Here is a 23,460-nt window from a genome sequence, read left to right on the forward strand (position 1 = left end):
ATCCTTTCCGTACGGGCACGGCTCATCGCAGCACGTGCCGTCGACGGAACAAGGCCGACATTCCGAACACCCCGGGGCCGTGAGCCTCCCGGGGGACGGATCAGATCAGTTCGGGTTGCGGCCGCGGCTGCCGGACGGGCGCCGGCTCCGCCTCCCACGCCGCCGTGGTCCGGACGTAGGCGTAGATCACCGAGACCATCGCGAGGACGAGGAGCGGGCCGTAGAGCCAGGGGTGCCCGGCCAGCTGGAGCGGGAACCAGCGGTACGACACGAGGAGCGCCGTGAAGACGGCCGTGCCGTAGGCGACCAGCCGGAGGCCCGCGGGGTCGGGGCGGAGGCCCGAGGGGACCTGGCTCCGGTCCCAGGTGCGCAGGGCCGCCTCGATGGTGAGGGTGAAGACCACGCCGGCCAGCAGGTCGGCGCCGTAGTGGTAGCCGAAGCCGAGGGTCGCGGTGAGGGTGGCGACCAGCCAGAACGTGCCCGCCCAGCGCAGGGCGCGCGGACCCTTGCGGGAGTGGACGAAGATCGCGGTGGCCCAGGCGGTGTGCAGGCTGGGCATGCAGTTGCGCGGGGTGAACTCGTCGAACGGCATGGGCTGCGGGGTGCCGACGGGCGGCGTGGTGTGCGGCCACAGGTCGCCCAGCGCCCACTGCGCGCTCGGTTCCATGTGCGGCGACCACAGGGCGACCGACTCCCAGTGCTCGGCGCCGGTGCCGTAGGCGAAGATCGGGCCGACCACCGGGAAGAGCATGTAGAACGCGGGGCCGACCAGACCTATGACGAGGAAGGTGCGCACCAGGTGGTGGCGGGGGAAGCGGCGCTCGGCCGCCACATGACGCAGCTGGTAGAGCGCGACGACGACCGCGGCGACGGGGAGCTGGCCGTAGACGAAGTCCAGGACGTTGTAGCCGACGGCGCCACTGGCCTCCACGACCCGGCCCACCAGCCAGGACGGGTCGCCCAGCGCGTGGTCGGCGGTCGCTACGTACGGGTCGAGCACCAGGTGGCGGGTCTTGGAGGTGATGAACAGCCAGGTGTCGCCGGTCTTGCGGCCCGCGATCAGCAGCAGGGCCAGCCCGACGCCCTTCAGCAGCAGGACGCGTTCCCGGCCGGTGCGGCGGGTGAGGGCGAGGACCGCGCAGCCGAGGACGACCCACAGGGCGCCGTTGCCGAAGGGGTGGCCGTGGCCGTGGACCCTGATGTCGGCCGCCCAGCGGACGGCGAAGAGGACGAGGTCGATGCCTATCGCGGTGCCCAGCGCGACGAACCGCTGCCGCCAGGTCAGCACCACCATCATCAGCGCCATCCCGGCGTACAGCATGCCGCCCGACTTCGGCGGCAGGAGCACCTCCCGGGACTGGGTGGTGATCGGCCCCGGCATGCCGTAGTGACGGGCGGCGAACTCCAGCGCCAGAAGGAATCCGAGGACCGCGACAGCCGCCGCGGCCCAGAGTCTCGCCCGCGCTGGGTGACGTATGTCCATCGATGCTGACCGCTTCACTAGATGTCGGTTGCGCCCGTCCGTCCGAGCAAGACGCACCGCGCACAGTCGGGGTTCCACCACGGTTCCCGCCCCGTTCACCGGGCGGCGCCGGTGGGGCCGGGACCGTGAGCGGTGGCAGGGGGGTGGGGCGGGGTGCCGTCAGGTGGCCGCGCGCACGCGTGTCACCTCGGCCTCGCCCACCTCGCGCATCGGTCCCCCACAGCCCCGTGTCATCCCAAGCCCCTCGGTCCGGCTCCCCGAAGTGAGCGAAACACAGCCGATCTGCGCAGGTCAAGAGAGACAGCGGGAGTGCGACGGCGCCCGGCGGGCGCGGGACGGCGCACGGCCCGCCCAGGGGCCGCGCAGGGGCAGCGCACCGCGCACCGACACGGAACCGACAGGAAGACGACGAAAAGCGCGGGTGGCCCGCGGCGCACAGGCGGCGGGCCGGCGGCCGTCACCGAGGACGCCTCACCTCACTGCGGCGACGGTGCCGTCGTGGCCGCCGCCGACGGCAGGCCGGGCACCGCCGACGGGGCCGTCGTCGGCACCGTCGAGGGCACCGGCGACGCCGCGTCCACAGGGGGCGGGTCGGTGGGGACCCGCGTCGAGGGAGGCGGTGTCTGCTGCGTCCGGGACGGCGGGGCCAGCGGGGGCGTCGACCGTCCCGGCCCGTCGTCCGTCAGCCACCCGGGGACGACGACGAGCAGCGCCGCCGCCGACGTCAGCACCGCCCCGGCGGCGACCCGCAGCACCTTGCGCCGGGACGCCCGACGGCGCAGCGTCTCGTAGTGGCCGGCCGGCGGGGACAGATGGTCGGACGGGGGCCGCAGGAGCACCGCGAGCGGGTCGTCGGGGGTGAACTCCTCGTCGTCAAAGCGCGTGGTCAAGGCTCCTCCTCAGCCGGCCGCGGAGCAGTTCACGGGCCGCGTGCAGATCGGCCTTGACGGTTCCCTCCTTGCGTCCGGTCAGCACGGACACCTCCCGGATCGGCATGTCAGCGTAGTAGTGCAGCAGGATCGGGACCCGGAGCCGGTCGGGCAGGGTCTGGATCAGCAGCCGCAGCGACGGGTCCCCCTGCTCGTTCGGGGCGCCGACCGCGGCCTCCGCCGTCGCCCGCCGCAGCGCCCTGCGCTCGCGCTCCAGCTTGCGCCAGTGGTCGCGGACGAGGTTGGCGGCGGTGACGTACAGGAAGCCGCGGGGCTCCTCGACCTTCGTCCAGCGGGCCCACAGCCGGGTGAACGCCTCCGAGGCGATCTCGTGGGCGGTGCCGTCGTCGTCGACGAGACGACGGCACCAGCCGGCCAGGCGCGGGTACAGGGCGGCGAACAGCTCGGACGCGGCCTCGTCGCGTGACCCCGTCAACGGCGGTCCCCGGCGCGTTCGGCGAAGACGATCACGTTGTCCCGGTACTCCGCGCCCGTACGGGGTCCCCCGCAGGTGATCAGACGCAGCTCCGGCCGCTCCACGTCCCCGTACACCTCCTCCGTCGGAAAGTCGGCCTTGGCCACGGTACGCACCCGCGTCACCGTGAACTCCGGCTCGGTGCCGTCCTCCAGGCGCGCCACGACCCGGTCGCCGGCCCTGAGCCGGGCCAGCCGCCGGAAGACGCCGTCGCCGTAGCGGCCGACGGTGACATGGCCGAGGAACACCGACGGACCGGTGCGGCCCGGCACCGGTGAGTACCGGTACCAGCCCGCGCGGTCGTGGTCGGTGATCGGCGGGACCTCGACGGTCCCGTCCGCCGCCAGCCCCAGCACGATGACCGGGGTGTCGACGCCGATGGCCGGGATGCGGAGCCGCACGGGAGGGGAACCGGGCTTCGCCGCGGGGGAGTTCCGCGACGGTGTGCTCGGTGTGCTCGCGTCGGGCTCCGCCTTCACGTCGGCGCCGCCGCCCCCGCCCCCGCCGCAGCCCGTCACCAGGGACAGCGTCGCCGCCGCCGTGAACGCGCGCCGGGAGACCGGGGTCATGCGCCGGTCGACCGACGACGCCGTACGACGACGACGGCACCCCCGGCGGCCAGCAGCGCGGCGGCGCCCGCGCCCGCGAGTCCGGCACCGGCGCCCTGCTGCGCGGACGTGTCGGCGACCCCGGTGTCGGGGGCGCCCGCGGGGACGGCGGCGACCTGGCCGGGGGCGGGCGCGACGGTCGGCTCGGCGCTCGGGACGGTGGTCGCGGCGTCGGCCGGGGCGGCGGTCGTCGCGGCGCTGGGCTCGGCGCTCGGGACGGTGGTCGCGTCGGCCGGGACCGGGCTGGGGGCGGTGCCGTCCGCGAACGCGGGGGCGGTCACGGACAGCAGGGCGGTGGCGGCGAGTGCCAGGGCACTGAGGACGGTGGTTCGGCGCATGGGGGTTGCTCGCTCTCTTCGTCGGTGACGGATCGAGCGGAGAGACGAGACAGCCGGCGGACAGGTTGTAAAGAGATGGCAAAGCCGGTCGGGGCGGTTCCCTACATCCCGGTCGGGACGGTTTCCTACATCCCGGTCGGGGCGGTTTCCTACGTCCTGGTCGCGGCGACGCGGAAGCCGACGGTCGGGTAGCGGCCGGTCGCGTCCCGGCCCTCGCCGCGGTAGACCGCCGTGCAGCTGTTGAGGTTGGCGTACCAGGAGCCGCCCCGGATGGCGTTGACCTGCCGGCCCGTCTCGCCGCCGTGGGTGGCGGTGATGACGGAGGTGGTCCACTCCCAGCAGTTGCCGCACAGGTCCAGCACACCGTCGGCGCTGGCCCCGCCCGGGTAGGCGCCCACCGGGGTGGTCCAGCCGCCGGCGTCGGTGATCGCGTCGTACACGTCGGTGTAGACGAAGCCGGTGCGGCTCGCGGTGACGTTCCATCCGGCGACCGTGCCGGTGGCGCCGATCGAGAGGATCTCGTCGATCGGGAAGCTCTGGCCGTACAGGTCGGAGGAGGAGTCGGTGTAGGTGGCGAGTTCGGCGCCGTGCTCGGCCAGTTCGTACGCCGCGCAGACGGCCATGTAGTTGTAGACGCAGGTCAGCACGGAGTCCGCGTAGGTGGTGCCGGACCGGTCGCCCCACGGGTAGGTGAGGCCGTCCGGGCCGCGGGCGGCGTTCTCCCACTCGGCCTCGGTGGGCAGCCGGAAGCTCCAGCCGTCGTTGTCGGAGCGGCCGTCGAGCCAGGCGCAGTAGGCGGTGGCGGAGTCGAGGGAGATCTCCAGCACCGGGTGGTCCGCCTTCCCGGCGGGGTAGGCGCCGGCGTCCCAGTACGAGGGCGCGTCCCGGCCGTCGGCGGTGAGGAACTCCAGGTACTGGGCGTTGGTGACCTCGTAGGTCCCCAGCCAGTAGGCCGAGTCGACGGGCGCCGCCTCGCCCGATCCCGCGGTGCCGGCGAGATCGGTGGCGAAGACGAAGGAGGGGTTGGCGGCGAGGGCGGTGAGCTCCTGCCCCGCTGCGGTGACGGTGGCGCTCGTCGTGTCCGCCGTCGAGGCCGCGGCGCGCGTCGGCCGTAACAGCGCGGCCGTGGCGGTCAGGACGAGGAGGGCTCTTCTGTCGATGCCGGGGGCGGGGGCGGAAGCGGGAGTGGGGGCGGGCAGGTCCATAGCGGCTCCTGAGGGGGGCGGTGTGCGCGGGTCCCTGGGCCGCCGATACTCCATCAAGTCCCGTGCACTGTCGACACTTTGGCCGTAACAGTCCCCTGAGAGCGGGCTGTGACGGGCCATCGGTCGACAGTCGCTCACCCTCTCACCGACGGGCCGCCCCTACGGCGTCACAGCCCCGCCCCTCGCCACACCTCCGCCGCCTCGGCCGCCACCCCCGGTGCGGCGAGCAGCAACGGGGTCTCCCAGGAGGGGAGTCCTGGGAGGGCGACGGCGCCCGCCTCCGTGGCGAGGAGGAGGGCCGGGAGGCCGTCGACGGGATGGAAGGAACCGATCGCGGCGGCGGTGGCGCGGCCCGCGGCGACCTGGGCCAGGGAGAGGGCGGTGGAGCCCATGACACGGACGGTGCAGTGACGGCCGGCGAGGTCGCGCAGGAGGGCGTCCATGCCGGGCCAGTGCGCGTGGGCGGCCCACTCGGTGAGGAAGACGTGGCCGGTGAGCGTGGTGTGCGGGGCCGCGCGGACGGGCGTGCCGTTGAGCCGGGCACCGCCGCCGCGCACCGCCGTGAACGTCTCGCCCCGCCAGGGATCCGCGACCACGCCGAGCAGCGGGGTGCCGTCGGGGGCGACGAGACCGATCGAGACCGAGCACCAGCCGATGCCGTGGGCGTAGTTGGTCGTCCCGTCGACGGGGTCGATCAGCCAGTGCGGGGAGTCCGCGGAGCCCGGGGTCACGCCGTACTCCTCGCCCACGATCCCGTGTCCCGGGAAGGCCCGTCCGAGCACCTCGCGCAGGTGCGCCTCCACGGCCTCGTCGGTGTCGGTGACGATGTCGGCGGGACCGTCCTTCTCCCGCACGCCCTCCGGCCGCGGGCGGCGGATCCGCTCGCACGCCCAGCCCGCCAGTCCGGTCGCCACCGCCAGGGCCCGGTCGAGGTCCAGCTCACGCACGACGCCTCCTGTCCCCCGGCCTCCGCCTGCCCCGTCCGGGGCGTCCGCCGTGTCCGGGGCGTCCGCCGTCCGGGCTCCGCCGTCCGGTCCTGGTCCGGACCCTAGGGACTCCGGGCCACCCTGACATGAACCGCGTCTTACGGCTCGTGGGACGACGAGGACCCCGGCCCGGGAACCGTCCGGGCGGGGCCCTCGCGCGTGGCCGGGGCGGTGGGCGGGGGAGCTGACACCGCCCCGGCCGTCAGGGGATACGTCCGGCATCCCCCGGCTGCTCAGCGCGGTGACCGTGCGCACTCTCCGGCGCAGGCGTCCGCCCGTCCGTCCGCGTGCCCCTCGCACCCCATCGACCAGCAGGCGAGCGCGCTCCCGGCCGCGTCGACCGTGATCCGCTCCGCCCTCCGGGCCGTGTGATCCGGCACGGACCACCACTCGTCGGTGTCGGCCGGAGCTCCGGCCGACACCGCCTCCGTCCGCGCCGCCGTCTCCGTCCGCGCCGCCGTCTCCGCTCCCGCCACCAAGGTCATCGCGGAACCTCCCCTTCGGGGTGCCGTTGTCAGTGCCCGCCACTAACCTCCGGAACAGTGACCTTCACCCCGTTCAGGGAGGTTTCCATGGCTTCGCGCCTCAATCCGTACATCAGCTTCGACGGCACCGCTCGAGACGCCCTCGAGTTCTACAAGGAGGTGCTCGGAGGCACCTTGACGCTGAACACCTACGGCGAGTTCCACCACCCCGATCCCGCCGTCGCCGACCGGATCATGCACGGCATGCTGGAGACACCGGCCGGCTTCACCGTGATGGCAGCCGACTCCCCGCCCGAGGTGACGTACAAGCCGGGCGAGAACATCTCCCTCAGCCTCAGCGGGGACGACGACACCGAACTGCGCGGCTACTGGGAGAAGCTCTCCGCCGACGGCACGGTGACCGTGCCGCTGGACAAGCAGATGTGGGGCGACGTCTTCGGCATGTGCACCGACCGGTTCGGCATCGTGTGGCTGGTGAACATCACCGGGACCGGGTGACGCCCCGCACCTCCCGCACGGCCTCGGCGAGGTACCGCGCGCAGAAGTCGAGGTGGCCCGGGTCGGTCGTGCCGCGCGGGCCGCACTCGACGACGAGCAGAACGCCCAGGTAGAGCCGGTAGAGGGCGAGGCGGTGGCGGAAGGCGGGGGTGAAGTCCAGGGTGCCTCCGGCCTCCCGGTACCCGGCGACGACCTCACTGTCCGGGCCGATGTCCCCGCCGAAGGCGAGGGAGACCAGCTCGGCGGCCGGGTCGCCCCAGAACGCCCGCTCGTGATCGATGATCCCGGTGACGCGAGGGCCGTGCGGGCCGGGCGGGCAGGACGGGCCGGACAGGCCCTGCGGGCCGGGCAGGCCAGGCGGGCCGGGCGGGCCGTCACCGTGCCGGTCGACGAACACGTTCCCCGGCCACAGGTCGAAGTGGACCAGCCGCGGCTCCGTCACCTCCTCCAGCGCCCCCGCGCCCTCGGCGACCATCCGCCGCACGTCGGCGGGCGCCGCACCGAGCGGCACACCCCAGCGTTCGCCGTCCGCGAGCAGCGCGTCCGTCATCGCGCCGAAGGCCTCCGGCCAACTGTCCGCCGACAGACCCGCCTCGGGTGCCGGATACCCGAACCGGCCGTCTTCGGCGACGAGTTGGTTCAGTCGCGCGGCGATCCCGCCCAGCTCCCGCCGCAGGGCGCGCCCCACCGGCTCCCCGATCCCCTCGGCGGCCTTGTCCCACGGAGTGCCGTCGAGGAAGGACACGACGAGGAACTCGCCGTCCGCGTAAAGGAGTTCAGGTGTCGGGACCGCCCCGTCGGGCAGTTTCGCGAGCCGCCGGTAGACCATCGCCTCCGTCGCCATGATCCCGCGCTCGTAGCGCAGCACCCCGGTTCCGGCCGGCGGCGCGAGCTTCACGACGGCACGCCGGCCGTCGTCCAGCCGTACCCGGTAGGCCGTGTTGAAGCAGCCGTCGGCCAGCTCGGCCTCGACCCGGCAGCCGGTCCCGGCGCGGGCCCGGAGCAGGGCGTCGAGATCGGCGGGGGACAGCTGCCGCTTGGTCAGACTCTGCATGGGGCGCGTGACCTTTCCGGGAGCGCTCCCAAAATGCCCACCGGCCACCGCTCCGTCAAGGGCGGACGCGACAATGGGCCCATGAGCATCGTGAAGATCAACGTCCTCACCGTCCCCGAAGAGCAGCGCGAGGTGCTGGAGAAGCGGTTCGCCGCCCGGGCCGGGGCCGTCGAGGGCTCCGACGGCTTCGAGTGGTTCGAGCTGCTGCGTCCCGTCGAGGGCACCGACACCTACCTCGTCTACACGCGCTGGCGTTCCGAGGAGGACTTCGAGAAGTGGATGTCCGGGATGGGCGGCGCGCCCTCCCACGGCCGGGGCGACGCCGCCGAGGGCGAGCGTCCCCGGCCCGCCGCGACGGGGGCGACCCTGTGGTCCTTCGAGGTCGTGCAGCAGGCGGCGCCGAAGCAGGGCTGACGCCGCCCGGCGGCCTCCACCGCGAGGGGGAGAGACCGCCGTTACAGACGTGTCAGGGTCCCTGACCTACCCTGCTGCCGTGAACGAGACGGCACCCCCCGGTTTCCCCGAGCCCCCGGCCTCCGTCGGCGCCGTGGCGCGCCGGATCGGTGATCTGCTGGGGGTGGGGCTGTCCTGGTGCGGTCCGGGCGAGGACGAGATCGGGGACGTCGTCATCGTCGAGCCCGGCGACACCGCGCACGACGTGTCCGGGGCGCTCGTCCTCGCCGTCGGCGCGCGCGAGGACGACGCCGTGGGCATGGTGCGCGACCTGCGCGCGGCGGCGGCCGTCGCCGTACGGGTCCCGGAGACGGGGGTGCCCGCGGCGCTGCGCACGGCGGCCTCGGCGTACGGGGTGGCCGTGCTCGGGATACCGGCCGGGGTGCGCTGGGACCGGGTCGAGGCGGAGGTGCGGGCGGCGCTGGTGCGCGGGCGGGAGCCGGAGCGGGGCGACGACCTGTACTCGCTCGCGCAGACCGTCGCGCTGCTCACCCACGGCGTGGTGAGCGTCGAGGACGCCGCGTACCGGGTGGTGGCGTACGCCGGACCCGGCGACCAGGCCGACGAGCTGCGGCGGCTGTCCGTGCTGGGCCGGTCCTGCCCGGAGCCGTATCTCACGCTGCTGCGGCGGCTCGGCGTGTACCAGCGGGTGCGCGAGAGCGACGAGGTGATCGCCGTGGACCCGCGGCCCGAGCTGGGGGCGCGGCGCCGGCTGGTGATCGGGATCAACGCGGGACGGCGCCCGCTGGGCACCGTCTGGGTCCAGGAGGGGGACCGGCCACTGGCCGAGGGCTCGGCGGAGATCCTGCGCGGCGCCGCCCGGCTGGCCGCGGCGCAGCTCGTCGACCACTACTTCCAGGGCGACTCCACCGCCCGGCTCGCCTCCCGCGAGGAACTCAGCCACGGCCTGCTGACCGGCCGCTTCGACTCCGCGGCGCTCGCCGCGCATCTCGGGATCGACCCGGCCGCCGCGGCCCGGGTCGTCGCCGTGGACCTGCGGCTGCCGGACGCCGCCGGCACCGGCGACGCGGCCCGCGCGGACGCCCGCCGCGCCGAGGCCGCCGGGGTCATGTCGGTGCACGCGGCGGCGTTCCGGGACAACGCGCTGGTCGTGCAGGCGTGCGGGCAGCTCTACGCGGTGCTGCCGGAGGCGGCGGGCGGTGCGGGCACCGTGGGCGGCGGGTCCGACGAGGACGAGCGTCTCGTCCGCTGGACCGAGAGTCTCACCGTCACCCTGCGCCGCCTCACCGGCACCCCGGTCCAGGCGGTCGTCGCCGGGCGGGCGGACCGGCTGGCGGCGATCCCGGCCGTGAAGCTGCGCGGCCACCGCGCGCTGACGCTGCTGGCCCGCACCCCCGAGGTGACCGTCGGCACGCACACCCGCCTCACCCCGGCCCTCTTCGTACGGGACGCGCTGGAGCTGCTCGGCCGGGCGGGCGACGCCGTCCGCTTCCCGGCGATCGCCTCGCTCGTCGCCCGCGACCGGGAGCAGGGCACCGAGATGGCCCGTTCGCTGCTGCTCTACCTGGACGCGTTCGGTGACGTGGCCACGGTCGCCAAGCGGCTCAACGTCCACCCCAACACCCTGCGCTACCGGGTCCGCCGCGCGGTCGCCCTCACCGGCCTCGACCTCGACGACCCCGAACACCGCCTGGCGGCCACCCTCCAGCTCCGCCTGGACCTGGAGGGCCCCGGCTGGACGGACACGGCGTTCCCCACGGTGTGAAGGCTGCGGCGGGGAGCTGCGGGGGGGCTTGGCGGGGGTTTCCGCCGTCGCGGGAGGACGGTTCCGCCGTCGCGGGAGGACGGTTCCGCCGTCGCGGGAAGACGGTTCCGCCGTCGCGGGAAGACGGTTCCGCCGTCGCGGGAAGACGGTTCCGCCGTCGCGGGAAGACGGTTCCGCCGTCGCGAGAAGGGTCTGCCAGGCCCGAGGGCGGTCCCGGGAGGCCGCGCGTGTGGTCCCGCCGGATTCGCGTACCGGCCGGCCCCGGAATGTCGGCGTCCTCGGGGGATCCCCGGAGGATCTTGTCGGCTCGGGGCGCGCCTATCGGACCCGAGGGCGGTCCCGCCGGACCCGAGGGCGGTCGCACCAGCCCCCGAGGGACTGCCGGCCCAGCCCGGTCCAGTCCAGGAATCCTGACGGGTCGGGAAATCCCGGCGCCCTGGGGTGACTCGCCGGGCCCCAAGGGGATTCCGGAAGACCTGGGAAGGTCATGCCGGACCCGGGCGTGGTCCTGCCGAACCGGAGAGACCTGTCCAGGCCCGGAAATCCCGGCGGCCCGGCAGACCCACCGCCCGGAGGGCCCAACGGGCCCGGGAAACCGGCCCGCCCCGGAGGACCTCCCCGGCCCCGGGGGCACCCGGGACGGTCACGCCGGGCACCCTGGACGGCCCCCAGCCCTCAGCCCCGTCCCGTCTCGTCCCGTCTCGTCGCCCCGGAACCGCGTCAACCGGCAAGGCGCTGTCCGTTCGGACACACCCCACCCCCCAGCGCTGTCCCCTCGCACAAGCAGTGCCGCCTCCCGTGCGGCTTAGGTTCGCAGCCTGTTCGCGTTCTGCGGCAGCGTCCCCGTTCCATACCGCCCCGGAGGCCTGTCATGTCTTCCTCCGCGCACGTCCGTACGACGCCCGCGTCCCCACCCTCGTCCCCGCCCCCGTCCTCACCGGACTCGCCGGACTCGCCGTCCTCGCCGTCCTCGTCCGCCGATCTGCGGCGCGTCGCGACGGCCAGTTTCATCGGGACGGCGATCGAGTTCTACGACTACTACATCTACGGAACCGCCGCCGCGCTCGTCCTGAACGACGCCTTCTTCCCCGAACTGTCCAGGACCGCGGGCACGCTGGCGACGCTCTCCACCTTCGCGGTCGGTTTCGCCGCCCGGCCGCTGGGCGCCGCGGTCTTCGGGCACTTCGGCGACCGGGTCGGGCGCAAGGCCGTCCTGGTCGTGTCGCTGCTGATGATGGGCCTGTCGACCGGCCTCATCGGCCTCCTCCCCGGCTACGACACCCTCGGCGTCGCGGCGCCGATCCTGCTGGTACTGCTGCGGATCGTGCAGGGGCTGGGCCTGGGCGGCGAGTGGGGCGGTGCCGCGCTGCTCGCCGTGGAGCACGCGCCCAAGGGGAAGCGAGGCCTGTACGCGGCGGCCCCGCAGATGGGCTCCCCCGTCGGCTACTTCGCCGCCACCCTCACCTTCCTGGCCATGTCGACACTGCTCGGCGACGCCGCGTTCGACAGCTGGGGCTGGCGGATCCCGTTCCTGATCTCCTTCGTGCTCGTCGCGGTCGGTCTGGTCATCCGGCTGAAGATCTCCGAGACCCCGGCGTTCGCGAAGGTCACCGAGCAGCGCGAGACCGCCAAGGCGCCGCTCCTGGAGGCGTTCCGGGTGCATCCGAAGGAGATGCTGCTGGGCGCGGGCATGATCACGGTCGTCTACGTGATGTTCTACACGGCGGCCACGTACTGCATGACGTACACGACCGGCGACCTCGGCATCCCGAAGAACGACATGCTGCTGCTGACGCTGGTCGCGGTGACCGTGCTGGGGCTGTCCACGTACTTCGTCGCCCGCTGGTCGGACCGGGTCGGCAGGCGTCGGCTGATCATCGGGGGCGCGGCGTTCGGCGTGGTGTGGGGCCTGGTCCTGTTCCCGCTGCTGGACACCGGCAACTACCTGCTCATCGCGGTGGCGTTGAGCGGCGCGCTGCTCTGCATGGGCATCATCTACGGCCCGGCGGGCGCCTACATGCCGGAGCTCTTCGGGACGCGCATGCGCTACTCCGGCGCGGGGTTCTCGTACAACCTGGGCGGTGTGCTGGGCGGTGCGGTGGCCCCGCTGATCGTGACCGCGCTCTCGGAGAACTACAGCGCCACGGTGGGCGGTTGGTTCATGAGCGGCATGGCGCTGCTGTCGCTGGCGTGCGTGCTGGCGCTGCCGGAGACGGGCGACCGGGACCTGGACGCCATCTGAGGGTCGAACTCCCGTACAAGTTCACGTCTCTGAACAGCAATCACGTACGAGTCTATTGACGCGTACCCCGGGCACCTCTACGGTCCCCCCGGAGAAAGCGCTTTCCCCTCTCTGCACGTGGTGCCCGGCGACCGCCCCGTCCATGCCCTCTTCCCCCGGACGGGCCGCGGATCGCCGGGCACCCCGAACCCGCAACGGAAAGGGCACGGCATGACCCACCCCCTCCGGCACCGTACGAGAGCCGCGGCGGCCTCGATCGGTCTGCTGACCGGCACCCTCGTCGCACTCACCGGCACCGCCCCCGCGCACGCCGCGACCACCCGCTACGAGGCCGAGACCTCGCCCGCGGTGTGCACCGGCGTGATCGAGACCGAATGGACCGGCTACTCCGGCAGCGGCTACTGCAACGGCACCAACGCGTCCGGCGCGTACAGCCAGTTCACGGTCAGCGCGTCCGCCGCGGGCACCGCCACCGTCAGCGTCCGCTTCACCAACGGCACGACCACCGCCCGCGCCACCGATGTCGTCGTGAACGGCACGACGGCCGCGTCGGCGTCCTTCGAGGGCACCGGCGCGTGGACGACCTGGGCGACCAAGACGTTCAGCGTCCCCGTGACCGCGGGCAGCAACACGATCCGGCTGAACCCGACGAGCGCGAACGGCCTCGCCAACATCGACGCCGTGGACGTGGAGACGTCCGGCAGCGGCACCGGCACCCCGGCCACCGGCGCGCTCTACGTCTCCCCGAGCGGCACCGACAGCGCGGCGGGCACGATCGACGCCCCCACCACGCTGACCTCCGCCATCTCCAAGGTGGCCTCCGGCGGCACGATCTACCTGCGCGGCGGCACGTACGCCTACTCCTCGACGGTCACCGTCCCGGCGGGCAGCAACGGCACGTCGAGCGCGCGGACGCTGCTGTCGGCGTACCCCGGCGAGACGCCCGTGCTCAACTTCTCGGCACAGAGCGAGAGTTCCTCCAACCGGGGTCTCCAGCTCAACGCCGACTACTGGCGGATCTACGGCCTGGTGGTGGAACGCGCGGGCGACAACGGCATCTACGTCGGCGGCAGCAACAACGTCATCGAGCGCACCGTCACCCGCTACAACCGTGACACCGGGCTCCAGTTGGGCCGTATCTCCTCCTCGACGCCGAGCAGCCAGTGGCCGTCGAACAACCTGATCCTGAGCGCCGAGTCGCACGACAACGCCGACTCCGACGGCGAGGACGCGGACGGCTTCGCCGCCAAGCTGACCACCGGCACCGGCAACGTCTTCCGCTACGCGGTCTCCCACCACAACATCGACGACGGCTGGGACCTGTACACGAAGACCGACACGGGCGCGATCGGCCCGGTCACCATCGAGTACTCGCTCTCGTACGGCAACGGGACGCTCTCCGACGGCTCCCAGTCCGGCAACGGCGACCGCAACGGCTACAAGCTGGGCGGCGACGACATCGCCGTCAACCACGTCGTCCAGCACAGCATCGCCTACGACAACGGTCACCACGGCTTCACGTACAACAGCAACCCCGGCTCGATGACCATCACCAGCAACGTGTCCGTCGGCAACACCGAACGCAACTTCAACTTCGACGCGGGTACGTCGGTCTTCCGCTCCAACACGTCCTGCGACAGCGGCGCCACCGACCGGTACGTCGGCGACGCCGACTCCTCCAACCAGTTCTGGTCCGGCACGAACGGCTCCCGCTGCTCCTCCTACTCCGGAGCCCTCGGCTGGTCCTACACCTCGACCGGCACCCTCACGGTCACCTTCGGCGGCGTCCAGGTCACTCTGTGACCTGACCGGCACCACCCCGCGCGCACCCGTCCGATCCACCGGTACGGGTGCGCGCGGACGTCTCAGAACTCCGCCGTGTCCAGGGTGAAGCCGAGCGGTTCGGGGAGGGGGACCTGGCGGCCCAGTTTGTACGAGGCCTTGGTGGCGTAGTCGTCGCCCTCGGGGGCCGCGCAGACGGTCACCTGCCCGGCCTCGCGGTCGATGAGGAGGTAAACGGGGATGGCGGCACGGGCGTAACCGCGGATCTTCTGGACGCGGTCGCGCCCGGCGGTGGAGTCCGACGTGACCTCGACGACCATGAGGACGGCCGCCGGGTCGTGCCACTCCTCCTTGTTGTCGAACGTGCCCTTGGGCGCGACGACGAGGTCGGGGACGACATGGCCGGTGCCGGAGGCGCCGGGGACGTTCAGACCGATGCCACCGTAGTTGCGCAGTTCAGGGCGTAGCTGGCGCAGCGTGACCTGCCGGCTGACCTCGGACACGTACTCTTCATGCTCGCCGTTCGCCGGAGGCGTCACGTGGATCTCCCCTTCGATCAACTCCGCGCGCCATCCCTTGGGGACGGCCGCGCTGACCTGAGTGAAGGCCTCCTCGATGTCCCGGGCGTCCAGACGCCCGGAGCCCACGGGCGGCTGCTCCGGGACCGGCAGAGCTGCCATGACAGACCTCCTCCTTCGCTCAGCGCGACGCTCCCAGCGTAGACCGGAGCACGCCCGCCGACTGTGAGGCCGTTCACCCGAACGAGCGTGCTGAACCGTTCCCGCGAGGCAGGACGGGGCCTACTTGATGCCCGCCTCCCGGCAGGCCTCCGCGTAAGGGGCCGTGCAGATCTGCTTGGCCGTGTAGACGCCGTCCTTGATGACCGTGTCCTCGATGTTCTCCTTCTGGACGGTCACCACGGGGACGAGGTTGGCGGGGATGTCCTTCTGGGTGGGGCTGTCGATGGTGTCCTGGGCGAGGGCGTCGAAGACGATGTCCTGGCCCTTGACCTTGGCGACGGCGATCTCGGCGGCGTTGGTCGCTTCGAGGAGGAAGGACTTGTAGACGGTCATGTACTGCTCGCCGCTGAGGACCCGCTGGACGGCGGCGAGGTCGGCGTCCTGGCCGGTGACGGGCGGGACGGTGGTGGCGCCGGCCGACCGCAGGGCCTCGACGGCCGCGCCGGCCATGCCGTCGTTGGCGGAGTAGACGGCGGCGATGTCCGACAGGCCGACGTCCTTGATCGCCTGTTGCATGTCCGCCTTCGCGGTCTTCGGGAGCCACTCGTCGACGTCGTAGGACTTGGCGATGACGACCTTGTTCTGCAGGACGCCGAGCGCGCCCTCCTTGAAGCGGGCCGTGTTGGGGTCGGCGGGGGAGCCGTTCAGCATGACGATCTTGCTGGTGCGGGCGTCGTCGCCGAGGGCCTCGATGAGGGCGCGGCCCTGGACCTCGCCGACGAGTTCGTTGTCGTGGGAGATGTACGCGTCGACCGGGCCCTCGGCGAGCCGGTCGTAGGCGATGACGGGGATGCCCGCGTCCTTGGCCTCGCGGACGTCTGTGGCGATCGCCTTGGCGTCGACGGCGTCGACGAGGATCGCGTCGACCTTGTCGGAGATCATCTGCCGGAACTGGGCGCTCTGCCGCTTCGCGCTCGCGCCCGCGTTGGCGTAGCGGACCGTGCCCTTGCCGTCGGTGAGGTCGGCGACCCGCTTCTTGATCAGGGGGTGGTCGAACTGCTCGAACCGCTTGGTCTCCGTGTCGGGCAGCAGCAGCCCGATCGTCATGTCGTCGCCCTTCTTCGGCGTCTCGCCGCCGTCGCTGCCGCTGACGGCGTCGACGGCTCCGCAGGAGGTGAGCAGCAGGGCCGAGACGGCGACGGCCAGCGCGGTGCGGGTCGGACGGGGGGCGGTGCGGGGTGTGGGGGTGTTCACTCTGTACTGGCCTTCCGGAGGGGCTCGCGGCAAGGCGGTGTACGTCGGACGTCCGTTCACGTCGGGGAAACAACCGCCTGCGGAGTCTGAAGCCTCTCGCGCGAAATCCGTCACCAGGACGCCGGTACGAAATCTCCTCCAGGCACCACGGCATGATTCACACGGTGGTCACAGGCGGACCGGGGACGAGGGTGCGTCGCCGTCGCCTCTCCCCCGCGCCAGGGGGAGAGGCGACGCGGTCGCTTCTACGGGGCGTTGATCAGGTCGTGCGGCGGGACCTTCACCGTGCGCTTGCCCGGCTCGCCGCCGAGGACCACCTTGCGCAGGGCCACGTTGTTGCCGAGGTCGGTCTCCTTGAGGCGCTTGGCCGGGTTGGCGATGACCTCGATGTAGTACGTGCCGTTGGGCAGGTCCGTCACGTCGAAGGACTGGCCGGGGCGGTACTGGGTGTAGGTGTCGCCGGAGCCGACGTCGAGGACCTCACGCACCGAGAGGGAGTTCTGCTGGCCGCAGGCGGTCGACAGATCGGTGTTGTACGGCTTGAAGTTGGCGTTCTTCACCGTGTAGTCGACGGCGTCGGTGTTGGCCAGGCAGAAGGCCTCCTTGCCGCTCTTGACGATGTCCTTCTTGTCGGCGCCGAGCAGCCGGTAGCTGGCGAAGTCGGTGAAGTGCCAGTGCTCGTGGCCGATCCGCGGGTCCCACTCCATGGTGCCGGTGGGGGCGTAGCCGATCTGCTTGCCGTGGGCGTCGTAGAAGTACTGGTAGGCGTCCATCAGTCCGGCGCCCGGCTTGCGGAAGCCGTCGACGACGAGGGGGGCCGGCCCGGCGTTCCAGACGTTGGCGCTGAAGGCGAGGTAGTCCTTGCCGGCGGCGTCGCCGTCCTCGCCGTCGGTGATGGCGATGTCCCAGGCCGGCAGGGACCGCAGGTCCGGCAGCGGGGTGTTCGCGGGGACGCCCGTGCGGCCGGTGGGCCGGGCTCCTGGGCGCAGCGCGGGCGCGATCCGGGAGCCGTCGGTGTGACCGCGGCCGTCACCGAGGTGGTGGGCGGTGCCGCGGTCCTCCAGGGCGTGGGACAGCGCGCCCGGGGTGGGTTCGTCGGCGCCGCGCGGGCCGTAGTGGTGCGCGGCACCGTGCGCGGAGTGGTCCATGCCCGGGTGGCCGGCCATGCCCTGACGGGCGGTCGAGCCGCGGGCGGCGCCGCTGCCGTCGTCGCCCTTGCGGACGGTCACCGCGACGGTGGGGCGGTCGTTCGGGATGCCGAAGAGGTCGCGGTACTTCTTCGCGACGCCGATCTTCGCCGTGTACCGCCCGACGGGCAGGTCGACGGGCTTGTCGTAGTCGACGGTGCTGGAGTTGGCCGCCCAGCCCTTCTCCACGCCCCACACCGAGCCGAGCGTGAACGGGTTGGTGGGGCAGCTCTCCGGGTAGCGGGAGGTCGCCGGGGCGTCCGGGCGCAGCCGTCCGGAGGCGTTGTTGGGGCAGAAGCCGCCCGTGGTCCTGGAGACGACCCGGCCGTTCGCGTCGGTGAGGCTGACCTCGATGAAGCCGGGCAGCCCGGAGAAGTCCTTCGCCAGCCCGGCGGGCAGCGTCCGGGTGCGGGTACGGGTGCCGTCGCGCAGGATCTGCCGGACGACGACGGGGTCCTTGTAGGACCTGCGGGTCACCTTGAACTCGAACGGCGCGTTGTCGACGGTGAGATACGTGCCGAGGTCGAGATAGACCCCCGGGTCCCCCTCCCACCGGTCGAGCGTCACGGAGTCGGTGGCGGCGATCAGCTTGAGCCGCGGTGTGCCGGGCGCGGCGGACGGCGCGGCGCCGGCCCCGGGCGCGGCACCGGCGGCGGTGACCACCACGGTGAGCGCGGCACAGGCGGCGAGCACGGCCCGCCGGGGGCGGCTTCCGGGGCGGCCGGTGGGACTGCTGGCGGGACTGCTCGTGGGACTGCTGGTGGGACGACTGGTCATCGGTTCCTCGTCTGCGAGTGCCATGGTCGGTGGCGGCGGACCGGACAGCCCACGTCCGCGGGAGGATGCCGACGCGCCCCCGCGCGCCGCTCCCCGGCTGTGAGCATCCTGTGAGATCGGCGAACCGGGAGCCGGGGTTGCCTTCCGGGGGCGAACTCGCCCGGAAATCCCTCCGATGGGGCGACGTCTCCGTACGCACGTCCCGTACCTCACGCCACGGTTACGTTTCGCTCAACCTCTGGTTGCGATGCGGTGATCGGGCGACCATGGGGTCATGACTCTGGCCGAGCGCGCTCTGGAGCGCCTGGAAGTCTGGCCCGACCTCGTGACAGGTCAGCCCAGTTGCGGCGCCGGGCGGGCCCTGCGCACCGTGCACGGCGAGATCGTGCACTTCCACTCCGGCCACGACGTGGACCTGCACCTGACCGGGCACGCCATCGAACGGTTCGCCCGCGACCTCGCGGAGTCCACCGCGATCCGGCTCGTCCCCGGCTCCCGCTGGGTCACCGTCCATCTCGACTGCGACACCGACGTCGATCTCCTGATGAGCCTCGTCAGCATGGCGCTGAAGGCCCGTCAGGGGCAGGACGACGGCACGGCCGACGCGTGCAACTTCCGCCGGGTGACGGTCCTGCCGCGCGAACGCTGAACCGCGGTCGCGGGCCCGGCGGGGTCATCGCGCCGGTGCCCGGCGGTGCTCCCGCCATGCCCGGTAGTGGTCGAGGACCGTCTCCTCGACGGGGCGGTAGCCGATCCCCAGTTCGCGGATGCCGCGGCTGTTGTCGACGCGGAAGCGGATGCCGAGGTGTGCCCGGATGTACTCCTGGGTCAGCCCGAAGGCGGGGCCGAGGATCCGGACCGGCCAGTGGGGCAGGCGGGTGCGGGGCAGGCGCGGGTCGCGCGGGTAGGCGGTCAGCAGGATGCGGGACATGTCGTGGAACGACGTCATGGTCTCGGCCGCCACGATGTATCTGCCGTGCGCGTCCGGGCGTTCCGCCGCCGCGATGTGCGCGTCGGCGACGTCCCGCACGTCCGCGGTGGTGAAGCTGAAGTCCGGGGCGCCGTAGAAGAAGTAACCCTTGAACAGCTCCTCCAGGAGGAAGAGGCTGCCGGAGTCCGAGGCGGAGGTGAGGGCGGGGCCGAGGATCAGGCCGGGGTTGACCGACACCATGGTCCAGCGGTCCTGTGCCCGCGCCGCCTCCCACGCGGCCTGCTCGGCGACCGTCTTCGCGTAGTGGTACGGGTTGTTCGCGACCGTGCTGGTGGTGTTGACGTATTCCTCCGCCAGGGTGCGGTCCTTCATCCCGTCCACGTCGCCGTAGTCGCCGAAGATCGCGCCGACGGTGGAGGTGAACACGAGCCGGCGGACCGTCGCGGTGCGCTCCACGGCCCCGAGGACGTTGCGGGTGCCGAGCAGCGCCGGGTCCACGACGTCCCGCTGCCCGTCCTTGATCTGCTCCGGCATCAGGAACGGGGAGGCGACGTGGAAGACGGTCGCGCAGCCCTCGGCCGCCTCGTCGAAGGAGCCATCGGTGAGCAGGTCGGCCTCGAACAGGGTCAGCCTGCCGTCGAATTCGACCCGCATCGCCTCAAGCGCGCTGTTCTTCGCCGGGTTGGTCAGCGACCTGACCGTCGTGCGGACGGTGTAGCCGCGTTCCAGCAGCCTGCGCACCAGATGGCCGCCCACGAAACCGCTGCCGCCCGTCACCAGGACCGTGTCCACATCCGCCTGCCCGAAGTCGCACCGCACCCGCGCCCGCATCCGCGCCCGTCGCCCGGACTCGCCCGGGTGCCCCCATTGTTCACACCCTGTGGATGGCGTCCACCAGGATGTCGATGACGAGCGGGGTGCGCGGACCGAAGCTCAGCAGCACGCCGTCCTCCAGGGTCACCACGCGCCGGTCGGCGCCCGCCGGGGTCTCGCGGATGCCGGGGATGTCGAGGAGGCCGTCGATGCCGCCGACGGATTCGAGCCCCTTGTCCATCATGAGGATCACATCGGGTGCGGCGGCGATGAGCGCCTCGCTGGTCAGCGGCGTGAACGGCTTGTCCAGGCCCTCCTCCACGCCCGCGTCGACCGCGCCCGCCGCCTCGATCAGGGAGTCGGCGCCCGATCCCTTGCCGCCCATGAGATAGACGGCGGCGCTGCCCCGCATGTACAGGAAGGCGACCTTGGGCCGGCTGCCGTCGGGCACGGCCTTCTTCGCCGCCGAGAGCTCCCCGGCGATACGGGAGTCGAGCGCCTTCCCCGCGGCGGGCACCCCGAGCGCCTCGGCGACACGGGTGGTGCGGGTGGAGACGTCGGCGAGGGTCGTCGCCGGGTCCAGGACGACCACGGGGACGCCCGCGTCCCGGATCTGGTCGATGGCCTCCGAGGGCCCGGTGTCGGTGTCGGCGAGGACCACCGTCGGGTGCAGCGACAGCACACTCTCGGCGCTGACGTCGTGCGCCTTGGTGACCTGGGGGAGCTCGGCCGCCTCCGCGAACGTGGCGGTGATGTCCCGGCCCACGACCCGGTCGCCCAGGCCGAGCGTGAACACGGTCTCCGCGACGCCGCCGTTGAGGGGCAGGATGCGCGAGGCGTCCCGGACGGTGACCCGGCGGCCGTCGGAGGAGTCGACGGTGACCGGCAGCTCGGGCGTGGGGGCCGCGAGCGGTTCGAGGGTGTTCTTCGCGAGTCGTTTCTCGGCCGCGGCGGCGCGGGCGCTCGCGGAGGCCGGGGTGGCGTCGGCGGCCGTCCCCGCCCCCGCCCCGGAGCCGCACGCACTGGCCAGCAGCGCCAGCACCAGCGCGGCCACCGGTGCCGGCCAGCCCCTGCGCCGCCCGTTCCCGGGTCTGTTTCCGGACATCCGCATCGCGCGCCCCTTCGGTCTCGTGCTCCGCACACGGTTGAGAAATAGATTAGGTTAGGTTTACCTTAATAGCTCGTGGCGGGGGTGCTGCCGTGTTTTCAGCAAGTGGCCTGCGGTACAAGGGAGTTGTCTGTCTGACTGGGGCGACCGCCTCGGTCTCCCTGCTGTTGACCGCGGTTTCACCGGCGTTCGCGGCCACCTCCGCCACCGGCCCCGAGGGCCAGCGCCTCACCGTTTCCAAGAGCGCGGGGCTCACCGCCGCGGGCGAGACGGTCACCGTCTCCGGCACCGGCTACAACACCGAGAAGGGCATCTACGTCGCCTTCTGCGTGGACAACGGGCCCGGCAGGACACCCACCCCGTGCGTCGGCGGCGTCGACATGTCCGGCGAGTCCGGGGCGTCGGTGTGGGTCTCGTCCGACCCGCCCTCCTACGGGGAGGGGCTGGCCGAGCCCTACGAGGGCGACGGGCACGACGGCTCCTTCTCGGTGCGGCTCAAGGTGCGGGCCAAGGACGCCAACACCGACTGCACCGCCTCCGGCGTGACCTGCGCCGTCATCACCCGCAACGACCACACCCGCGGCGGCGACCAGAGCCAGACGGTGCGCGTCCCGGTGACGTTCGGCGGATCGGCCACCGCCTCCGCCCCGGCCGGCCCGACCACGACCGCCACCCCGGACGCCGACGCGAGCGCGAGCACCACCGGCGGCAGCGGCGGCTCCGGCACGTCCGACACCTCCGACACCTCCGGCGGCGGCCCCCTGGCCAGCACCGGCTCCACCGCCCTGGCCGCCGGGCTCGCCGCCGCCGGGCTGGTCGCCGCGGGCACCGGCACCTGGCTGTGGGCGCGCAGACGCCGCACCGCCGACTAGGGGGCGGTGCGGGGAAACCCGGAACACCGGAGCACCCCCCGACCCAGATCCAGGGAGAACCGAAGATGGCGAAAAGACCCGGCGCCGCCACCGTGACGGGTGGCGCCGCCCTGCTGTTCCTGCTGACCCCGGGCGTCGCGACCGCACGGGACGCCGGGTTCCCGGCCGAGGTCTCCGGCGGCTACGCGTCCTGGAGCACGGCCGGCACCGGCCTGGACCTCGGCGCCGGCGCACCGGCCTCCCCGGGCGGCACCGGCCGCGCCTGGTTCCCGGCCACCGGCGGCGGCGCCGACCCCGGCACCGCGGACGCCTCGATCGACCTGGGCGGCACGGCCGAACTCGGCTCCGCCGACGAGCCGTTGACGCTCACCGGGCTCCACCTCGACCTCGACGGCAGCACCGGCACCCTGCGGTCGGGCGCCCTCGCCCTCGCCGAACTCACCGGCGCCGCCGCCCCCGCCGTACGGACGGGCGGGGTGACCTGGAGCGGGCTGCGCGCGAGCCTCACCGCGGACGGGGCGGCGCTGCTCGCGCGGTGGAGCGGGCAGGAGTACGCGCCCGGGGACGCGCTGGGCGTGCTCGACGTGACCGTGGGGACGGGCGGCGCCGCGGAGGCACCGCAGCCCTCACCCTCCCCGACACCGGCCCCCACACCCACGCCCACGCCCGAGGCCGAGGCCGCCGCCACCCCGACTCCCGTGCCGCGGAAGCCGATCGCGTCCGTCGCCCACGCCGCGCTCGCCCCGGGCAGCCGGCAGCGGGTGACCGGGGAGGGGTTCACGCCGGGCGAGGTCGTGCTGGTCGCGGTGGACGCGGACACCCGGTACCAGGCCGTCGCCGACGAACAGGGGCGGGTGGAACGGGAGTTCCCCGTGTACGAGACCGCCGCCACCGGCGAGCACACGGTCGAGCTGTACACCGTGACGTCCGGTTCAACTGGCCTCGAGGACAAGCGTGTTGAAGCTCGCTTTGCGATCCGTTGACAAACACCCCCAGGGATAACTTAGGTTAGCCTTACCTAAGTACGACTCAGCCACCTCCTGGAAGGCTCCCCCATGAGACCCCTCCGCGCCGCTCTCGTCGTCGCCTCCTCCGCCGCCCTCACCCTGGGTCTGGCGACCTCGGCCTCCGCCGCCACCTCCACCCGGACGGTCACCGACGGCGGCACCACGTACAACCTGTCCCTCACCGCCCCGGACACCGCCTCGGCGGCCGGTCAGGTCGTGACCGTCACCGGCTCCGGCTACAACACGGGCCAGGGCGTCTACGTCGGGCTGTGCGTGGTCAGCGGCACCCCGGGCGCGGCCAAGCCGACACCGTGTCTGGGCGGCCAGGACGAGACCGGCTCCACCGGCGCCTCGCACTGGGTCAACAACACCTTCGGCGGACTGTTCGCCAACAGCTCGAAGTTCGGCACCGGCGGCACCTTCAGCGTGAGCATCTACGTGAAGGCGACCCTCGACGACGGCAGCGTCTGCGGCGAGGACGTGACCTGCGCGGTCGTCACCCGCGCCGACCACTTCGACAGCGAGGACCGCAAGTACGACGTCCACGTCCCGATCACTTTCCAGTAG

The 23,460-nt window shown here is 72.9% G+C and carries 23 protein-coding genes; 9 read left to right on the forward strand and 14 right to left on the reverse strand.

Annotation, left to right across the window (positions count from 1 at the left end; all coding sequences use genetic code 11):
* Window positions 1–100: 100 nt before the first annotated feature.
* The 8 genes from ACIPSE_RS15210 to ACIPSE_RS15245 form a co-directional block, all read right to left on the reverse strand.
* Window positions 101–1,483 (reverse strand): phosphatase PAP2 family protein, encoded by a 1,383-nt coding sequence (locus ACIPSE_RS15210; protein ID WP_401662443.1) that lies wholly within the window; start codon window positions 1,481–1,483, stop codon window positions 101–103.
* A 476-nt stretch (window positions 1,484–1,959) separates the two neighbouring features.
* Window positions 1,960–2,373, reverse strand: coding sequence for a hypothetical protein (locus ACIPSE_RS15215; RefSeq protein ID WP_401662445.1), 414 nt, complete (start codon window positions 2,371–2,373; stop codon window positions 1,960–1,962).
* Complete coding sequence (locus ACIPSE_RS15220) at window positions 2,357–2,848, reverse strand: RNA polymerase sigma factor (RefSeq protein WP_401662447.1); 492 nt, start codon at window positions 2,846–2,848, stop codon at window positions 2,357–2,359. The genes ACIPSE_RS15215 and ACIPSE_RS15220 overlap by 17 nt, the downstream gene beginning before the upstream one ends.
* Window positions 2,845–3,456: a class F sortase gene (locus ACIPSE_RS15225; RefSeq protein ID WP_401662449.1), complete on the reverse strand. Its 612-nt coding sequence runs from the start codon at window positions 3,454–3,456 to the stop codon at window positions 2,845–2,847. Before ACIPSE_RS15225 ends, ACIPSE_RS15220 begins: the two co-directional genes overlap by 4 nt.
* Window positions 3,453–3,833: a sortase-dependent protein gene (locus ACIPSE_RS15230; protein WP_401662451.1), complete on the reverse strand. Its 381-nt coding sequence runs from the start codon at window positions 3,831–3,833 to the stop codon at window positions 3,453–3,455. Before ACIPSE_RS15230 ends, ACIPSE_RS15225 begins: the two co-directional genes overlap by 4 nt.
* Window positions 3,834–3,982: 149 nt before the next feature.
* The gene (locus tag ACIPSE_RS15235; protein WP_401662453.1) at window positions 3,983–5,038 is read right to left on the reverse strand and encodes a formylglycine-generating enzyme family protein; all 1,056 of its coding nucleotides are present in this window, start codon (window positions 5,036–5,038) and stop codon (window positions 3,983–3,985) included.
* A gap of 167 nt (window positions 5,039–5,205) precedes the next feature.
* Window positions 5,206–5,985: an inositol monophosphatase family protein gene (locus ACIPSE_RS15240; RefSeq protein ID WP_401662455.1), complete on the reverse strand. Its 780-nt coding sequence runs from the start codon at window positions 5,983–5,985 to the stop codon at window positions 5,206–5,208.
* A gap of 272 nt (window positions 5,986–6,257) precedes the next feature.
* Window positions 6,258–6,509 (reverse strand): hypothetical protein, encoded by a 252-nt coding sequence (locus tag ACIPSE_RS15245; RefSeq protein WP_401662457.1) that lies wholly within the window; start codon window positions 6,507–6,509, stop codon window positions 6,258–6,260.
* Window positions 6,510–6,596: 87 nt separating this feature from the next.
* On the opposite strand from ACIPSE_RS15245, the gene ACIPSE_RS15250 reads away from it, so the two are divergent.
* Window positions 6,597–7,007, forward strand: coding sequence for a VOC family protein (locus tag ACIPSE_RS15250; RefSeq protein WP_401662459.1), 411 nt, complete (start codon window positions 6,597–6,599; stop codon window positions 7,005–7,007).
* Here ACIPSE_RS15250 and ACIPSE_RS15255 read toward each other — a convergent pair.
* Window positions 6,991–8,061: a phosphotransferase family protein gene (locus ACIPSE_RS15255; RefSeq protein WP_401662461.1), complete on the reverse strand. Its 1,071-nt coding sequence runs from the start codon at window positions 8,059–8,061 to the stop codon at window positions 6,991–6,993. The two genes, ACIPSE_RS15250 and ACIPSE_RS15255, sit on opposite strands and share 17 nt — an antisense overlap.
* 81 nt (window positions 8,062–8,142) lie before the next feature.
* Here ACIPSE_RS15255 and ACIPSE_RS15260 point away from each other — a divergent pair, with 81 nt between their 5' ends.
* From ACIPSE_RS15260 to ACIPSE_RS15275, 4 genes are all read left to right on the forward strand, one after another.
* Window positions 8,143–8,475, forward strand: coding sequence for an antibiotic biosynthesis monooxygenase family protein (locus ACIPSE_RS15260; protein ID WP_401662463.1), 333 nt, complete (start codon window positions 8,143–8,145; stop codon window positions 8,473–8,475).
* Window positions 8,476–8,554: 79 nt separating this feature from the next.
* Complete coding sequence (locus ACIPSE_RS15265; RefSeq protein WP_401662465.1) at window positions 8,555–10,240, forward strand: PucR family transcriptional regulator; 1,686 nt, start codon at window positions 8,555–8,557, stop codon at window positions 10,238–10,240.
* 871 nt (window positions 10,241–11,111) lie between these two features.
* On the forward strand, window positions 11,112–12,482 hold the full coding sequence (locus ACIPSE_RS15270; protein ID WP_401662467.1) for an MFS transporter: 1,371 nt from the start codon (window positions 11,112–11,114) through the stop codon (window positions 12,480–12,482).
* Between the two features lie 210 nt (window positions 12,483–12,692).
* Window positions 12,693–14,285: a carbohydrate-binding protein gene (locus ACIPSE_RS15275; RefSeq protein ID WP_401662469.1), complete on the forward strand. Its 1,593-nt coding sequence runs from the start codon at window positions 12,693–12,695 to the stop codon at window positions 14,283–14,285.
* 62 nt (window positions 14,286–14,347) lie between these two features.
* Here ACIPSE_RS15275 and ACIPSE_RS15280 read toward each other — a convergent pair whose 3' ends face one another.
* From ACIPSE_RS15280 to ACIPSE_RS15290, 3 genes are all read right to left on the reverse strand, one after another.
* A complete protein-coding gene (locus ACIPSE_RS15280; RefSeq protein ID WP_401662471.1) occupies window positions 14,348–14,944 on the reverse strand; it encodes a Uma2 family endonuclease in 597 nt (198 codons plus the stop codon).
* 120 nt (window positions 14,945–15,064) lie between these two features.
* The gene (locus ACIPSE_RS15285; protein ID WP_401662473.1) at window positions 15,065–16,198 is read right to left on the reverse strand and encodes a sugar ABC transporter substrate-binding protein; all 1,134 of its coding nucleotides are present in this window, start codon (window positions 16,196–16,198) and stop codon (window positions 15,065–15,067) included.
* A gap of 245 nt (window positions 16,199–16,443) precedes the next feature.
* Complete coding sequence (locus ACIPSE_RS15290; RefSeq protein WP_401662475.1) at window positions 16,444–18,162, reverse strand: lysyl oxidase family protein; 1,719 nt, start codon at window positions 18,160–18,162, stop codon at window positions 16,444–16,446.
* Window positions 18,163–18,436: 274 nt separating this feature from the next.
* On the opposite strand from ACIPSE_RS15290, the gene ACIPSE_RS15295 reads away from it, so the two are divergent.
* Window positions 18,437–18,811, forward strand: a complete 375-nt coding sequence (locus tag ACIPSE_RS15295; protein ID WP_401662477.1) for a luciferase family protein — start codon at window positions 18,437–18,439, stop codon at window positions 18,809–18,811.
* Between the two features lie 24 nt (window positions 18,812–18,835).
* On the opposite strand, the gene ACIPSE_RS15300 is transcribed toward ACIPSE_RS15295, so the two are convergent.
* Window positions 18,836–19,885 (reverse strand): NAD-dependent epimerase/dehydratase family protein, encoded by a 1,050-nt coding sequence (locus ACIPSE_RS15300; RefSeq protein ID WP_401662479.1) that lies wholly within the window; start codon window positions 19,883–19,885, stop codon window positions 18,836–18,838.
* A gap of 79 nt (window positions 19,886–19,964) precedes the next feature.
* Window positions 19,965–21,017, reverse strand: coding sequence for a hemin ABC transporter substrate-binding protein (locus ACIPSE_RS15305; RefSeq protein ID WP_401662481.1), 1,053 nt, complete (start codon window positions 21,015–21,017; stop codon window positions 19,965–19,967).
* A 164-nt stretch (window positions 21,018–21,181) separates the two neighbouring features.
* On the opposite strand from ACIPSE_RS15305, the gene ACIPSE_RS15310 reads away from it, so the two are divergent.
* The 3 genes from ACIPSE_RS15310 to ACIPSE_RS15320 all read left to right on the forward strand — a co-directional run bounded on the left by ACIPSE_RS15310 (window position 21,182) and on the right by ACIPSE_RS15320 (window position 23,460).
* Complete coding sequence (locus ACIPSE_RS15310; protein WP_401662483.1) at window positions 21,182–21,886, forward strand: hypothetical protein; 705 nt, start codon at window positions 21,182–21,184, stop codon at window positions 21,884–21,886.
* A gap of 65 nt (window positions 21,887–21,951) precedes the next feature.
* Window positions 21,952–22,869 (forward strand): hypothetical protein, encoded by a 918-nt coding sequence (locus ACIPSE_RS15315; RefSeq protein ID WP_401662485.1) that lies wholly within the window; start codon window positions 21,952–21,954, stop codon window positions 22,867–22,869.
* A gap of 72 nt (window positions 22,870–22,941) precedes the next feature.
* On the forward strand, window positions 22,942–23,460 hold the full coding sequence (locus ACIPSE_RS15320) for a hypothetical protein (RefSeq protein ID WP_401662487.1): 519 nt from the start codon (window positions 22,942–22,944) through the stop codon (window positions 23,458–23,460).

The sequence above is a fragment of the Streptomyces sp. NPDC090106 genome (assembly GCF_044747265.1).
Lineage (GTDB): Bacteria > Actinomycetota > Actinomycetes > Streptomycetales > Streptomycetaceae > Streptomyces.